This window comes from Nocardia sp. NPDC004573, from assembly GCF_053602135.1.
This window is the reverse complement of the sequence record NZ_JBSGDA010000009.1, coordinates 244,231-257,750: the sequence shown is the minus strand read 5'-3', so window position 1 is coordinate 257,750 and position 13,520 is coordinate 244,231. Positions and strand designations below refer to the sequence as shown.

General features: G+C 68.0%; 16 protein-coding genes. 10 read left to right on the top strand and 6 right to left on the bottom strand.

What is annotated here, in order from left to right:
• The first annotated feature begins 1 nt into the window (after window position 1).
• The 4 genes from ACWEKR_RS17465 to ACWEKR_RS17450 are packed head-to-tail and all read left to right on the top strand — an operon-like array spanning window position 2 to window position 3,082.
• Complete coding sequence (locus ACWEKR_RS17465; RefSeq protein WP_452355300.1) at window positions 2-1,111, top strand: C40 family peptidase; 1,110 nt, start codon at window positions 2-4, stop codon at window positions 1,109-1,111.
• Window positions 1,108-1,449, top strand: coding sequence for a hypothetical protein (locus tag ACWEKR_RS17460; protein WP_159839445.1), 342 nt, complete (start codon window positions 1,108-1,110; stop codon window positions 1,447-1,449). Before ACWEKR_RS17465 ends, ACWEKR_RS17460 begins: the two co-directional genes overlap by 4 nt.
• Complete coding sequence (locus ACWEKR_RS17455; protein WP_452355299.1) at window positions 1,446-1,793, top strand: YbaB/EbfC family nucleoid-associated protein; 348 nt, start codon at window positions 1,446-1,448, stop codon at window positions 1,791-1,793. The genes ACWEKR_RS17460 and ACWEKR_RS17455 overlap by 4 nt, the downstream gene beginning before the upstream one ends.
• 26 nt (window positions 1,794-1,819) lie before the next feature.
• On the top strand, window positions 1,820-3,082 hold the full coding sequence (locus ACWEKR_RS17450; protein ID WP_452355298.1) for a primosomal protein: 1,263 nt from the start codon (window positions 1,820-1,822) through the stop codon (window positions 3,080-3,082).
• Here ACWEKR_RS17450 and ACWEKR_RS17445 read toward each other — a convergent pair whose 3' ends face one another.
• From ACWEKR_RS17445 to ACWEKR_RS17430, 4 genes are all read right to left on the bottom strand, one after another.
• The gene (locus ACWEKR_RS17445) at window positions 3,083-3,739 is read right to left on the bottom strand and encodes a hypothetical protein (protein WP_452355297.1); all 657 of its coding nucleotides are present in this window, start codon (window positions 3,737-3,739) and stop codon (window positions 3,083-3,085) included.
• Window positions 3,740-3,809: 70 nt separating this feature from the next.
• The gene (locus tag ACWEKR_RS17440; RefSeq protein ID WP_195088123.1) at window positions 3,810-4,907 is read right to left on the bottom strand and encodes an adenosine deaminase; all 1,098 of its coding nucleotides are present in this window, start codon (window positions 4,905-4,907) and stop codon (window positions 3,810-3,812) included.
• 380 nt (window positions 4,908-5,287) lie between these two features.
• Window positions 5,288-6,580 (bottom strand): thymidine phosphorylase, encoded by a 1,293-nt coding sequence (locus ACWEKR_RS17435; RefSeq protein ID WP_324198282.1) that lies wholly within the window; start codon window positions 6,578-6,580, stop codon window positions 5,288-5,290.
• Between the two features lie 70 nt (window positions 6,581-6,650).
• On the bottom strand, window positions 6,651-7,052 hold the full coding sequence (locus ACWEKR_RS17430) for a cytidine deaminase (RefSeq protein ID WP_195088119.1): 402 nt from the start codon (window positions 7,050-7,052) through the stop codon (window positions 6,651-6,653).
• Window positions 7,053-7,327: 275 nt separating this feature from the next.
• Between ACWEKR_RS17430 and sdhC the strand changes: the two genes are divergently transcribed.
• From sdhC to ACWEKR_RS17400, 6 genes are all read left to right on the top strand, one after another.
• Entirely contained in the window at window positions 7,328-7,726 is a 399-nt protein-coding gene (sdhC, locus tag ACWEKR_RS17425) for a succinate dehydrogenase, cytochrome b556 subunit (RefSeq protein ID WP_083863252.1), read from the top strand.
• An 82-nt stretch (window positions 7,727-7,808) separates the two neighbouring features.
• Complete coding sequence (locus ACWEKR_RS17420; RefSeq protein ID WP_452355296.1) at window positions 7,809-8,240, top strand: succinate dehydrogenase hydrophobic membrane anchor subunit; 432 nt, start codon at window positions 7,809-7,811, stop codon at window positions 8,238-8,240.
• Between the two features lie 16 nt (window positions 8,241-8,256).
• A complete protein-coding gene (gene sdhA, locus ACWEKR_RS17415) occupies window positions 8,257-10,026 on the top strand; it encodes a succinate dehydrogenase flavoprotein subunit (RefSeq protein ID WP_159839461.1) in 1,770 nt (589 codons plus the stop codon).
• Window positions 10,026-10,799, top strand: coding sequence for a succinate dehydrogenase iron-sulfur subunit (locus ACWEKR_RS17410; protein WP_195088114.1), 774 nt, complete (start codon window positions 10,026-10,028; stop codon window positions 10,797-10,799). The genes sdhA and ACWEKR_RS17410 overlap by 1 nt, the downstream gene beginning before the upstream one ends.
• A 122-nt stretch (window positions 10,800-10,921) precedes the next feature.
• On the top strand, window positions 10,922-11,338 hold the full coding sequence (locus ACWEKR_RS17405) for a prevent-host-death protein (RefSeq protein WP_452355295.1): 417 nt from the start codon (window positions 10,922-10,924) through the stop codon (window positions 11,336-11,338).
• The gene (locus tag ACWEKR_RS17400) at window positions 11,335-11,760 is read left to right on the top strand and encodes a cytotoxic translational repressor of toxin-antitoxin stability system (protein ID WP_452355294.1); all 426 of its coding nucleotides are present in this window, start codon (window positions 11,335-11,337) and stop codon (window positions 11,758-11,760) included. Before ACWEKR_RS17405 ends, ACWEKR_RS17400 begins: the two co-directional genes overlap by 4 nt.
• 45 nt (window positions 11,761-11,805) lie before the next feature.
• On the opposite strand, the gene ACWEKR_RS17395 is transcribed toward ACWEKR_RS17400, so the two are convergent.
• Together ACWEKR_RS17395 and ACWEKR_RS17390 are read right to left on the bottom strand one after the other, a co-directional pair.
• A complete protein-coding gene (locus ACWEKR_RS17395) occupies window positions 11,806-12,834 on the bottom strand; it encodes a HEAT repeat domain-containing protein (RefSeq protein WP_452355293.1) in 1,029 nt (342 codons plus the stop codon).
• The gene (locus ACWEKR_RS17390) at window positions 12,828-13,514 is read right to left on the bottom strand and encodes a HEAT repeat domain-containing protein (RefSeq protein WP_452355292.1); all 687 of its coding nucleotides are present in this window, start codon (window positions 13,512-13,514) and stop codon (window positions 12,828-12,830) included. The genes ACWEKR_RS17395 and ACWEKR_RS17390 overlap by 7 nt, the downstream gene beginning before the upstream one ends.
• Window positions 13,515-13,520 lie beyond the last annotated feature (6 nt).

Below are 13,520 nucleotides of genomic sequence, written 5' to 3'. Positions count from 1 at the left end.
CGTGATCGATGTCAACGCGCTGGCTCAACCGATTCTGGATCTGCTCGCCAGCTTCGGCAGCGGGGTGCTACCCGCCGGCGGTCCCACCGACGCGCTGCGCAGCACTTCCTCCGTGGTGGACCAGATCCATCAGATGGGCCGGGACAGCATCAACGGGATGAACGCGGCGTGGGACGGCCGCGCGGCCGACGCGGCCACCGCCAAGGCACTGCGCGTGCAGACCTCCGCGGCCACCATCTCCGATCGCGGCAACGAGATGGCGACGGTCGTCAACCAGGCCGCGGGCGAGGTCGAGACGGGACAGAAAGATCTCACCGACATCGCGCAGTCCTTCATGAACACCGCGGCGAGCATGGGGCCGGTCCTGGCGACACCGGAAGGTCTGACGGCGCTCGTCGGCTCCGCGATCGACCATCTCAACCAAGCGCTCACCGTCGTCGGCCGGGTCCAGAACGAATTGCAGACGCACACCGCGTCCATGAACGACCTGACCCCGCCGCCGACCACTCCCTCCCTCGCAGGCGTGCCGGCCGCAGGCGTGCAGCAGGCGGCGTCCGCCGCGTCCGGCGTGCTCAACGGTGCGGGCTCGTTGCTGAGCACCGTGATGGCCACGCCCCTGCAGTCGACGTCCTCGCGCAGTTCCACCGGCACGCCCGGCACGACGGGCACGCCCAGACCGGACACCGGTTCGTCGGGAGCGCCCGACGACGGCAAGGGCGTGAAGATCACGCTGCCCGACGGCAGTGTCGTGGAGGCGCCCAACGAGCAGGCGGCCACGGCGGTCCGGTCGGCGATCGGCGCCGTCGGCACGCCTTACGTCTGGGGCGGCAACAGCCCGGGCTCGGGATTGGATTGCAGCGGGCTCACCAAGTACGCCTACGGCGAGGCGGGCGTCGACCTGCCCCGGCTCGCGTGCGACCAGGGCAACGGGGCCACGCCGGTGTCGGCCGGTGACCTGATGCCGGGCGACCTCGCAATCTGGGACGGCCACGTGGCCATGGTGATCGGTAACGGACAGTTGGTCGAGGCGGGTGACCCGGTCCAGATCAGCTCGATTCGAACGGAGAACTCAGGCATGGACTTCTACGGTTTCTACAGGCCGACGGCATGACCCGACCCCAAGTCCCCAACGTCACGGTGGCCTCGAGCAGCAACCGGTCGGGCACCATTTCGGTGCGCGCGACCGATCAGGGCATGCCGGTGGAGATCAAGTTCGAGCGCAGCGAATACCGTTACGGCGCACAGTCGCTCGCGAACGAGATCCTGCGGCTCACCCAGCGGTCCGCGATCGCGGCGCGGGCGCGGCGGCGCGAACTGCTCGCCGAGGCGGGTATGCCCTCGGACATCCTCGACCGGCTCGGCCTGCCCACCCGCCAGCAGGCGGTGGACGAGCTCGACCGGATCGATGACGCGGACACGGGACCGACGAGCTGGATGAGGCCGGTATGAGTGCGGAAATGGACGCCCTGGTCGCGTCGGCCACCCAGAAACTGGAGGCGCTGGAAGCCGCGCTGTACGGGCTGAAGCAGGTGCGCGGACGGTGGACCTCCGACGACGGGGCGGTGAGCGTCGAGGTGAACAGCGACGGCGCTTTGGTCGGTCTGACCTTGGCGGAATCGGTCACATCGCTGCCGCCGGCCGAAGTCGGACAGCTGATCGTCTGGGCGTGCAGGCAGGCCGCGGAGGACGCCGGCGCGCAGCGGTCCAAGGTCGTTGCGACACTGAACGAGTCGTTCGTCCCGTCCGGGCAGCCGCCCGGGGGAACGAATGGGGGCGGGCCGGATAGTGCCTGACGCGGAAGGTCGATAGGCTTCCGCACATGGCTTCTGGAGACATCGTCCCGATCGAGCTCGGCCTGACCGACGGCGATCTCGTCACCCTGTGGGCACCGCGCTGGCGAGACGGTGACGACGAGTGGGAGGCGTTCCTCGGTCACGAGGACGCCCTCTACGGTTTCGAGTCCGTAGCGGAGCTGGCCGCGTTCATCCGCACCAACGCCGACAACGACCTCGTGGACCATCCGGCGTGGAAGGTCGTCGCCGGTCTGTCCGCGGTCGAACTGGAGCCGGAGGAGAACTTCACCTTCGATCTGGTCGCGGTGCCGGAGCTGGCGGCGGGCGATCCCGACGTCGACACCATCGCCGAGCTGGAGGACACGCTCGGCATGGTGCGCAACATCGGCGAGGTGTGTGAACTGGAGACGGTCACCAAGTTCTTCGGTTCCCATCCGGTGCTCGGCGCGCTGCCGGGCGGTGTCAGCGCGTTCGTCGGGCGTGACGGCGAGGAGTTGTGGGACCAGATCGGCGCGGCCATCGCCAAAGGCTGGGACGACGTGCTGGACGCCATCGACTCCGTCGTGCAGACGCCCGAGGTCGACGCCGAGGCGGTCGCGGTCGCCGAAGCCGAGTTGCTGGCGGCCGAGGAGAACGTGGTCGACGCCGACGACGCGGCCGACAGCGACGAGGACGAGGAGTTCGAGCCCGTCGACCTCGACGACGACGAGGAAGACGAAGAAGACGACGAGGACGAGGACGAGTCGTTCTGGCACGAGGTCGGCATCGACCCGGTCAAGATCGTCACGTCCGAGGGCAGCGTCTTCACGCTGCGCTGTTACCTCGACGACGAACCGATCTTCCTCGGCTCCAAGGGCTCGATCACGGTGTTCTCCTCCGAGCGCGCGCTGGCCCGCTACCTCGCCGACGATCACGAGCACGACTTGGCGCGGGTGAGCACTTTCGCCGACGTGCAGACCGCGGCGGTGGACGGCTCGCTGGAGGTGGAGGTCACCGACGAGAACGTCTACGTGCTGCCCGGTTTGGCCGAGGACCTGGCCGAGGGCCCGGAAGCGGTCGACATCGAGCAACTCGACTTGGCGGTCGAGCTGTTCACCGACGCCGCCGACTACGCCGACGACGCCACGGTCGAGCAAGCCTTGGCGCAATCCACCCCGCTGGGCTGGTACGTCTCCTACCTGTTGAATCCCGACCCCACCCGGTTGGCGCCCAACCCGCCGTTCACCGCCGAGGCGCAGGCCTGGCGCGAACTGGAACGCAACCTGGAGTCCCGGCTCGACAAGCAGTAACTAGCTCAGCCGGATCCAGACCTGCTCGGCCTGCCCGAGCAGGCGTTCATCGGCGCCGTAGACCGCGGTCGAGGTCCAGCATTTGCGGCCCTGCTCGCCGTGGAACTCGCCCACGACCACGCAGCGCTCCTCCACGTCGGGGATGCCGTGCACCGTTGCGGTCATCGAGCCGAGCAGTGCCGGACGCTCGAGCATGCCGGGAAGCGACCACCCGCCGGGGCAGTCCATCGCGGCCCACAGCAGCGGCGGCCCCAGCGGCACGGTGTCGTCGGGCACCCACGGCGCGGCCACGCGGTGCTCATCGACCCGGCCGGGTTCGATGCGCAGCCCGTCCGCCCGGCCGCTGCCGCAGACGAAGCAAGACGCGAACATCTCGATACTCGTGTAGCCGCGCGATGCCTCCGCCGCGTCGGCGAACGCGATCCGACGCGGTGCGTCCCGCGTGAGTTCGCCGGGCTTCGACTCGGCGATCAGCGTGTCACCGTCGTAGAGCCGTTCGTCCCGCACGTCCAGCGGCGTCTCCAGCGGCGGCGGACTGCGCAGGATGACGGTGGCCGTCCGCTCGTCGCGCTGGGCGGCGAGCAGACCTGCCACGTAGCCACCGTTGCCGGAATCGGGCGGACCGTTGAACCGGCGGGAAATGCGCAAGGTCGCCATGTTCGCCACGCTAGCGAACTGGTTGCCGATCGGCTGCGGAACCGTTCTCCCTGGCCGCTCGGACGCCGTGCTAGCCGATGAGCACGGCGTATCCGGGCTTGATGATGTCGTCGATGATCCGCAGCCGCTCCGGGAACGGGATGAACGCCGACTTCATGGCGTTGATGGTCCACCGCTCGAGGTCACTCCAGCCGTAACCGAAGGTCTCGACCAGCTTGAGCATCTCCTGACTCATGCTGGTGTCGCTCATCAGCCGGTTGTCGGTGTTGACGGTGACGCGGAAGCGCAGCCGGGCCAGCAGGTCGAACGGGTGCTTGTCCAGTGAGGGCACGGCGCCGGTCTGCACGTTCGACGACGGGCACAGTTCCAGCGGGATGCGCATGTCCCTGACATAGTTGGCGACCAGCCCGAGCTGCGCTTCCTCGATCGCGCCGGGCACGCTGATGTCGTCGGTGATCCGCACGCCGTGGCCGAGCCGGTCGCAGCCACAGAACGCGAGCGCCTCGTGAATGGACGGCAGGCCGAAAGCCTCGCCGGCGTGGATGGTGAAGTGCGCGCTGTTCGCGCGCATGTATTCGAACGCGTCGAGGTGCCTGCTCGGCGGGTAACCGGCTTCCGCACCCGCGATGTCGAAGCCGCCGACCCCGCGATCGCGGAAGCGGACCGTCAGTTCCGCGATCTCCCGCGAGCGCGCCGCGTGCCGCATCGCGGTGAGCAGACAGGTCACCACGATCGGGTGTCCCCGCTCCGCGGCGATCGCCTCGCCTTCGCGGAATCCGGCCAGCGTGTGCTCGACCACCTCGTCCAGCGTCAGCCCGCGTTCCAAGTGCTGCTCGGGGGCGAACCGCACCTCCGCGTACACGACGCCGTCGGCGGCCAGATCCTCGGCGCATTCGCGGGCGACCCGGCGCAGGCCCTCGGGTGTCTGCATCACGGCGACGGTGTGGGCGAAGGTCTCCAGATAGCGTTCCAGCGATCCGCTGTCGGCCGCGTCGCGGAACCAGGCGGCCAGCGACGCCTCGTCGGTGGCGGGTAGGTCGTCGTAGCCGCTGTGCGCGGCCAGTTCGAGCACCGTAGCGGGCCGCAGGCCACCGTCGAGGTGGTCGTGCAGCAGCGCTTTGGGCGCCTGGCGGATCGAGGCGAGAGTCAGAGGCATCGGTCCAGTCATGTATCGACGGTAGCCGCAGTGCGCCGAAACGGCAGCCGAGTCCGGCCGTGACAACCATCTCGTCGCCCGCCGGATGCGGGCCGGTCCACCGCAGGACACCACCCGGTTGCCGCACCACCAGCGAGCCGCTCCGTCACCTGTGGGACGCGCACGGCTTCGCGACCCGGTCCTCGACCGGAGGCTCGCCGCCCGCTCGGCTCGCTCCAGCCACCCGGTGCGACGCGGCGACCGCAGTCGTCCTCGAACATTCCGCGCGACGCGATGCCTGGACCGGGCGCTGTGATCACCGTCGGCCATCGCGCCTGGGCGAGTCGCGGGCCGGGGCGGCGAATCAGCCACGGCTCCCCGCGACAGCGCTGAACCCTGTGCTCGCGAATCGCTCAGGACACGATGCGGTCGAGAATCAGCGGGTCCGCCGCAGCGGGCACGGCATCGGTTCCGATGGTGACGGCGTCACGCAAGGCTGCGATGGCTCCGGGGAAGGCTTCGGGGGTATCGGTGTGCAGGGTGAGCAGCGGCTGACCCGCTGTGACGGCGCCGCCCGGCTTCACATGCATTTCGATGCCCGCACCGAACTGAACGGGATCGCCCTGACGGGCCCGGCCCGCACCGAGTCGCCACGCGGCGACACCGACACCCAGCGCGTCGAGCCGGGTCAGCACGCCGTCGGCGTCGGCGCGCACGGTCTCGGTGTGTCTCGCGGTGGGCAGGGGCGCGTCCGGGTCGCCGCCTTGGGCGCGGATCATGGCGCGCCAGTGGTCCATGGCCCGGCCGTCGGCCAGCGCGTCGGCGGGGTCGACGTCGAGCCCGGCCAGCGCGACCATTTCCCGGGCCAAGGCGATGGTCAGCTCCACGACGTCGCCGGGACCGCCGCCTGCGAGCACTTCGACCGATTCCGCGACTTCCAGGGCGTTGCCCGCGGTGCGGCCGAGCGGGGTGTCCATGGCGGTCAGCAGCGCGACCGTGCGGACGCCCGCGTCGTCGCCGAGTTCGACCATCGCGGTCGCCAGGGCGCGGGCGCCGTCGAGGGTCTTCAAGAACGCGCCGGAGCCGACCTTGACGTCGAGCAACAGCGCGGCGGTGCCCTCGGCGATCTTCTTGCTCATGATCGAGCTGGCGATCAGCGGGATCGACTCGACGGTGCCGGTGACGTCGCGCAAGGCGTAGAGCCGCCGGTCCGCGGGCGCGAGATCGGCGCCCGCCGCGCAGATCACCGCGCCGATGGCAGGGTCGGTCAGCAGGTCGCGCATCCGCGACGCCGGCACGTCCGCCTGCCAGCCGGGAATGGACTCCAGCTTGTCCAGAGTGCCGCCGGTGTGGCCGAGACCGCGCCCGGACAATTGCGGCACCGCGGCGCCGCACGCGGCGACCAGCGGGGCCAGCGGGAGCGTGATCTTGTCGCCCACCCCGCCGGTCGAGTGCTTGTCCACGGTCGGGCGGGGCAGGTCGGCGAAGTCCATGCGCTGCCCGGAGGCGATCATCGCGGCGGTCCACCGCGCCGTCTCGCGTCGGGTCATCCCGCGCCAGAAGATCGCCATGGCCAGGGCGGACATCTGCTCGTCGGCCACCGCGCCGCGGGTGAACCCGTCGACCACCCAGTCGATCTGCGCGTCCGACAGCTCCCCGCCGTCGCGTTTGAGGGTGATGATCGAAACCGCGTCCAGAGCCGTCACGGTCGCCAAGTCTGGCACGCGCCGCCGTGCACCCGGGTTCTCGCCGATGGGACGCAGCCGAATGGACTCGTTACACCTGGCCTGCATCCAGGTCGTCGGGGCCGAACGCGTCCGGCAGCAACGCGCGCAAGGGCTTCGGCCCGTCCTTGTGATCGACGAGGAGATCGCCCCCGCCGTGCTCGTGGAGCAGCTGGCGGCAGCGCCCGCAAGGCATGAGGATCTCCCCGCGCGAATCCGCCACCGAGACGGCCACCAGACGACCCCCGCCGCCCGAAATATAGTTACCGATGAGTACACATTCGGCACACAGGCCCAATCCGTATGAGACATTTTCCACATTGCAACCGCTCACCACGCGGCCATCGGCGCTGAGAGCGGCGGCGCCGACCGGAAACCGCGAGTACGGCGCATAGGCATTCTGCATTACTCGAAATGCGTTGTCACGCAACAATTTCCAGTCGATTTCCGGCACAGGGAACCTCTCTCCGACCGACCCGATCACGGCCGCGCGAGGGCCACGACGGAACCCCGCACCGATCAAGAAAGGTAAGCCTAACCCGATCGACTGTCGCGCAACGCACGGTACGCCGAATTAGTTCCGGGATTGCTGGAGGATTAGAGTCCAGAACAGATCGGTTCAGGTTCCTGCGACGGGCCGGAGTACAGCCACCTGGGCATTCGCCCGCCACGCCGTCGGCGTCGGACCTGCGACCGGGTCCATCAACGACGTTGGAGGCACCGCACTCTATGACCACGATTGAAGCTCCGGCCCAGCCGAAGCGGAAGACGCTGTACCGAGGCGACCCCGGAATGTGGTCGTGGGCGCTGCACCGGATCACCGGCGTCACCATCTTCTTCTTCCTCTTCGTCCACGTGCTGGACACCGCCCTGGTGCGCGTGAGCCCGGACACCTACAACGAGGCGATCGAGACCTACAAGACGCCCATCGTGGCGTTGATGGAGATGGGCCTGGTCGTCGTCGTCCTGTTCCACGCGCTCAACGGCGTCCGCGTGATCCTGGTGGACTTCTGGTCCAAGGGCCCGAAGTACCAGCGCCTGATGCTCTGGATCATCCTCGCGATCTGGTTCCTGCTGGCCGTTCCGGCGATCGGGCGTCAGTTCTTCTACCTGTTCACGGAGCACTGATCATGAGCGAGCGAAGCGAGCGACCCATGAACACAGCCGCAAGTGCGGTCATGCCGCAAACGAGCGCCAGCGAGGTGGAGGCATGAGCGCACCTGTCATCGGTAAGTCGTACGACCGTCCGGCCAGCCTGGACCTGCCGCGCTCGCCGCGCGCGCGCTCGAACAACAACTTCGAGAAGTACGCCTGGTTGTTCATGCGCTTCTCCGGCCTGCTGATGATCGTGCTGGTGCTCGGCCACATGACGATCATGCTGCTGCTCGACGGCGGCGTGAAGCGACTCAACTTCGCCTTCGTCGCGGGCCGCTGGTCCAGCCCGTTCTGGCAGTTCTGGGACCTGACCATGCTGTGGTTGGCACAGTTGCACGGCGGCAACGGCCTGCGCACGGTCATCGACGACTACTCACGCAAGGACTCGACCCGTTTCTGGCTCAAGACCCTGCTCGCCGTGTCGATGATTCTGATCATGGGCGTGGGCACCTACGTCATCTTCACCTTCGACCCCAACATCAGTTAGGAACAGGCCCCCTCGCATGAGTGAATCTCGTCCTGTCCAGGAGCACCGCTACGACGTCGTCATCGTCGGCGCGGGTGGCGCGGGCATGCGCGCCGCGATCGAGGCCGGCCCGCGTGCTCGGACGGCGGTGCTGACCAAGCTGTACCCGACCCGCAGCCACACCGGCGCGGCCCAGGGCGGCATGTGCGCCGCGTTGGCCAACGTCGAAGAGGACAACTGGGAATGGCACACCTTCGACACCGTCAAGGGTGGTGACTACCTGGTCGACCAGGACGCCGCGGAGATCATGGCCAAAGAGGCCATCGACGCCGTGCTCGACCTGGAGAAGATGGGCCTGCCGTTCAACCGGACCCCCGAAGGCAAGATCGACCAGCGGCGCTTCGGCGGCCACACCCGCGATCACGGCAAGGCCCCGGTCCGCCGGGCGTGCTACGCCGCCGACCGCACCGGCCACATGATCCTGCAGACGCTGTACCAGAACTGCGTCAAGCACGACGTGGAGTTCTTCAACGAGTTCTACGTGCTGGACCTGGTGCTCAGCGAGACCGATCGCGGCCCGGTCGCGACCGGCGTCGTCGCCTACGAGCTGGCCACCGGTGAACTGCACGTCTTCCACGCCAAGTCGATCGTGTTCGCCACCGGCGGCTCGGGCCGGATGTACAAGACCACCTCGAATGCGCACACCTTGACCGGCGACGGCATGGCGATCGTGTTCCGCAAGGGCCTGCCGCTGGAGGACATGGAGTTCCACCAGTTCCATCCGACGGGCCTGGCCGGGCTCGGCATCCTGATCTCCGAGGCCGTCCGCGGCGAGGGCGGCATCCTGCGCAACGCCGACGGCGAGCGGTTCATGGAGCGCTACGCCCCCACCATCAAGGACCTCGCGCCGCGCGACATCGTCGCCCGCTCGATGGTGCTCGAGGTGCTGGAGGGCCGTGGCGCGGGGCCGAACAAGGACTACGTCTACATCGACGTGACCCACCTCGGCGAGGACGTGCTCGAGGAGAAGCTGCCCGACATCACCGAGTTCTCCCGCACCTACCTGGGTGTGGACCCGGTGAAGGAACTGGTGCCGGTGTTCCCGACCTGTCACTACGTGATGGGCGGCATCCCCACTCGCATCCGCGGCGAGGTGCTGCGCAACAACAGCGACATCGTCCCCGGTCTGTACGCCGCCGGCGAGTGCGCGTGCGTCTCGGTGCACGGCGCCAACCGTCTGGGCACCAACTCGCTGCTGGACATCAACGTGTTCGGCCGCCGCGCCGGCATCGCCGCGGCGGAGTACGCGCAGCGCAGCGAGTTCGTCGAGCTGCCGGAGAACCCGGCGCAGATGGTGCAGGACTGGCTGGCCCAGCTGCTGAGCGAGCACGGCGACGAGCGGGTCGCCGACATCCGCACCGAACTGCAGCGGTCGATGGACAACAACGCTTCGGTGTTCCGCACCGAGGACACGCTCAAGCAGGCGCTCACCGACATCCACGCGCTCAAGGAGCGCTACGCGCGGATCACCGTGCAGGACAAGGGCAAGCGTTACAACAGCGACCTGCTCGAGGCCGTCGAGCTCGGCTTCCTGCTCGAACTGGCCGAGGTCACCGTGGTCGGCGCGCTCAACCGGAAGGAATCGCGCGGCGGCCACGCCCGCGAGGACTACCCGGACCGCGACGACGTGAACTTCATGCGCCACACGATGGCCTACAAGGAGGGCTCGGAGCTCCTTTCGGACATCCGCCTGGACTTCAAGCCGGTGGTGCAGACCCGTTACGAGCCGATGGAGCGTAAGTACTGATGACCGCAGTTGCCGAAGCACCCTCTTCGCAGAAGCCCGCTCCGGTCCCCGAGGGCTCGGTGATGATCACCGTCAAGGTGGCCCGGTTCAACCCGGAGGACGACAAGGGCGCGCACTGGGAGTCCTTCCAAGTGCCGGTCCTGCCGACCGACCGCTTCCTGAACGTGCTGATCTACATCAAGTCCTACCTGGACGGCACGCTCACCTTCCGCCGTTCCTGCGCGCACGGCGTGTGTGGTTCGGACGCCATGCGGATCAACGGCGTCAACCGGCTGGCCTGCAAGGTGCTGATGAAGGACATGCTGCCCAAGGGCGGCAAGTCGATCACCGTCACCGTCGAGCCGATCCGCGGCCTGCCCGTGGAGAAGGACCTCGTGGTGAACATGGAGCCGTTCTTCGACGCCTTCCGCGCGGTGAAGCCCTACCTGATCACCTCGGGTAACGAACCCACCCGCGAGCGCATCCAGAGCCAGGCCGACCGCGCCCGGTTCGACGACACCACCAAGTGCATCCTGTGCGCCTGCTGCACCACCTCCTGCCCCGTGTACTGGAGCGACGGCAGCTACTTCGGCCCGGCCGCGATCGTGAACGCCCACCGCTTCATCTTCGACAGCCGCGACGAAGCCGCCCGCGAGCGCCTCGACATCCTCAACGACGTCGAAGGCGTCTGGCGCTGCCGCACCACCTTCAACTGCACCGACGCCTGCCCGCGTGGCATCGAGGTGACCAAGGCGATCCAGGAAGTCAAGCGAGCGCTCCTGTTCACCCGCTGATCGCTCGCACAAGCCGATCGAAGGCCGCCTCTCTCTTCGGAGGAAGGCGGCCTTCGTCGTTCCGAACAGTACGTCGCGTACTTGACGTACTTCCAGAGGGCGCGAGCGCTTGGAGGTGACCGATGTCAGCGGTGCACTATGACAGCTACACCGACGCACGTGCTCATCTCAAAGAACTTTTGGATGCGGCCGTACGAGGACGTGTAGCGACCGTTCGGCGCGACACCGAGTACGCCGCAGTCGTCGATGCCGAACGCCTCCGATACATGCTTGCGAAGTTTTGCCCGTCCGGGGCAGAAGTGGTCGCCGAGAACGGAGGGTGGTCGGTATTCCTACCAGGCTTGCCTGTGGCCGCTGACGGCAGCACGCTCGATGAGGCCATCGACGAGACGATGGCCGCACTACGCGAATACGCCGAGGACTGGCAAACCAGACTGCGGGATGCGCCGAACCATCGGGAGAACTGGGGCCTCATTCAGCTGATCGGCCTGAGCGACGACGCCCAGCTTCGGGAATGGCTGGTCGGAGCCGCCGCATGACGTGGCCGCAGCCGACTCGTAAACGCCACGAACAGTTTTGCGAGATCGAGGGGTGGGAGCGGATACGGGATGAACGAGGCCGCACGGGGACCCACCACGTCACTTACGAATTGGGCCTACCGGACGGCCGAATTCTGCGCACACGCATTTCCCATCCCGTCGATCGCACAACTTACGGCTCATCCCTGTGGTCGCATATCTTGCGGGACCAACTGGACGTAACCGAGGATTCGTTCTGGGAGTGCGTCTTGAACGATGTGCTGCCGAACCGTGGTCTCCCAGAGAAGCCCAAGTCATCATTGCCCATCGACCTCGTGCACTTGCTGATTCAGCGAGTAGGTCTCACCGAGGACGAAATCGCCCTGATGACCCGCGAGGAGGCGATCACTCGTATACAGCGGTTCTGGACCGAAGGCCGCTGAAACCAGATCGTCGACCAGGACGCCCGGGAATGCTCGACCAACAAATCAAGGGAGCGTGCCTTTTTGGCCGGGACGGGGGTCGAGCGTTGTCATGAGGGCCGAGGCGATGGCGGCTACGGTGGGATCGTCGTCGCTCACCAGTTGCCGCAGGGTGTTCATGGCGATGGCGTCCGGCATTTCGGCGAGCGCTTGGGTCAGGCGTATCCGCACCGCCGAGTTCGCCGCGTGTGTGGTCAGCGCGTCGACCAGTGCGGTGAGGATCCGGTCCGCCCACTGCGGGTCACGCGCCAAGGTTCCCAAGAGTTCAGCCGCCTCGACATCGTTCGGGCCACCGACCACCGTGGCGACGAGCGCGGGCACGGCGAGGGTCATGCCGCGCGCGCCCAAGGCGAGAGCGGCGTGTCTGCGGACCGTCGCGTCCGGGTCATCGAGCGCGGCCGTGAGCACCGCGGTCGCCTCGTCGCCCGGCAGCTCGGCGAGCGCCAGAACAGCGCGCCGCCGGATGTCGACATTGTCGGAGCCCATGCCGGATGCCACGCTCGCCACGCCGTCACCGCCGGACCGCGCGAGTGCCCACCGCAAAGCCCCGGCCACATACGGATCGGATTCGGTGAGCACCGCTTCGGCCAGCAGTTCGGCCGGCACCGCTACGTCCTCGGCCGGGGCCAAGACGGCCTGCTGCCGCCGGGCCGGGCTCTGCGAACCGAGTCCGTGCAGCAGTTCGACGATGCGCAGGACGTCTTGCCAGCCCGAGGGCTCGGCCGAATCGACCGTACGGAGCCGCTCCAGGAGTTCTCGCTCCCGGTTCAGTCGTTCTTCGGTCTTCCGAATGAGGTCGCCGACGAGCGTGGACGGGGTGAACGCGGGGTCATCGAGAGCGCGTCCGATCTGGCTCAGTGACAGCCCCAGGGAGCGCAGACCCTCGACGTGGAAGATCCGCCGGATGTCTTCCGGGGAGTATTCCCGGTAACCGCCCACGGTACGGCCGGTCGGCCGGACCAGCCCGAGGGAGTCGTAGTGCCTGAGCATGCGGGCGCTCACTCCCGAGCGGCGCGCCACCTCGCCGATCAGCACGCAGTCGTCTCCTCCCGATCCGGGCCGAGCGCGACGACCCGCCGCGCCTCATCGATGGCCATGTCGAATCCGGCGTCCGGATCGCGTAGCAGCCGCTCCGTGGCGCGCGCGTGCGCCCGCACCGTCGGGTCGGAATGCGCCATCGCGGTCCGCAGGACCGGCTCGACCACCTCCCCGAGCGCGACGAGAGCGCGGCTCAGGCTCAACCGTACCTCCCGGTCTCCCCGGCCGAATTGCCCTGCCAGTTCCGTACCCAGCCATTCTTTCGCTTCGTCGGGCACCAGAACCACGGCAGCGCGCCAGGCACTCCGCGCGACGTCATCGTCGGCATCGTGCAGCAACGAGCGCGTGATCGCCGCCCACGCGCTCGGATCCCCGATCTTGGACAGCGTGTGCAACGCTTGGCTGCGGGCCTGCGCCCGCTCGGAACGCACCTCCGTGAGCAGTTTCGGCACCGTGAGCTCCGCCGGGAGCCGAGTCAGCGCCCAGGTGAGCATGTCGCGCACGAAGAAGTCCGGCTCGATCGCGGACCGCTCCACCAGGGCATCGATGAACTCGGGTTCGGGATGTGTGCCTGCCGCCAGCGCCGCCTGTAGCCGCGTCGACGAGTTCACGGCCGCCAATGCGTCCAGCAGCCGGGTGTGCTGTGTATTGCTGTGTGTCGAATTGATGGGGACCACCTCCGA

Bases quoted from the DNA above. Each gene is read 5' to 3' on its own strand.
- ACWEKR_RS17460 (WP_159839445.1), top strand. From the start codon at position 1,108: ATGACCCGACCCCAAGTCCCCAACGTCACGGTGGCCTCGAGCAGCAAC.
- ACWEKR_RS17455 (WP_452355299.1), top strand. From the start codon at position 1,446: ATGAGTGCGGAAATGGACGCCCTGGTCGCGTCGGCCACCCAGAAACTG.
- ACWEKR_RS17450 (WP_452355298.1), top strand. From the start codon at position 1,820: ATGGCTTCTGGAGACATCGTCCCGATCGAGCTCGGCCTGACCGACGGC.
- ACWEKR_RS17445 (WP_452355297.1), bottom strand. From the start codon at position 3,739: ATGGCGACCTTGCGCATTTCCCGCCGGTTCAACGGTCCGCCCGATTCC.
- ACWEKR_RS17440 (WP_195088123.1), bottom strand. From the start codon at position 4,907: ATGACTGGACCGATGCCTCTGACTCTCGCCTCGATCCGCCAGGCGCCC.
- sdhC (WP_083863252.1), top strand. From the start codon at position 7,328: ATGACCACGATTGAAGCTCCGGCCCAGCCGAAGCGGAAGACGCTGTAC.
- ACWEKR_RS17420 (WP_452355296.1), top strand. From the start codon at position 7,809: ATGAGCGCACCTGTCATCGGTAAGTCGTACGACCGTCCGGCCAGCCTG.
- sdhA (WP_159839461.1), top strand. From the start codon at position 8,257: ATGAGTGAATCTCGTCCTGTCCAGGAGCACCGCTACGACGTCGTCATC.
- ACWEKR_RS17410 (WP_195088114.1), top strand. From the start codon at position 10,026: ATGACCGCAGTTGCCGAAGCACCCTCTTCGCAGAAGCCCGCTCCGGTC.
- ACWEKR_RS17405 (WP_452355295.1), top strand. From the start codon at position 10,922: ATGTCAGCGGTGCACTATGACAGCTACACCGACGCACGTGCTCATCTC.
- ACWEKR_RS17400 (WP_452355294.1), top strand. From the start codon at position 11,335: ATGACGTGGCCGCAGCCGACTCGTAAACGCCACGAACAGTTTTGCGAG.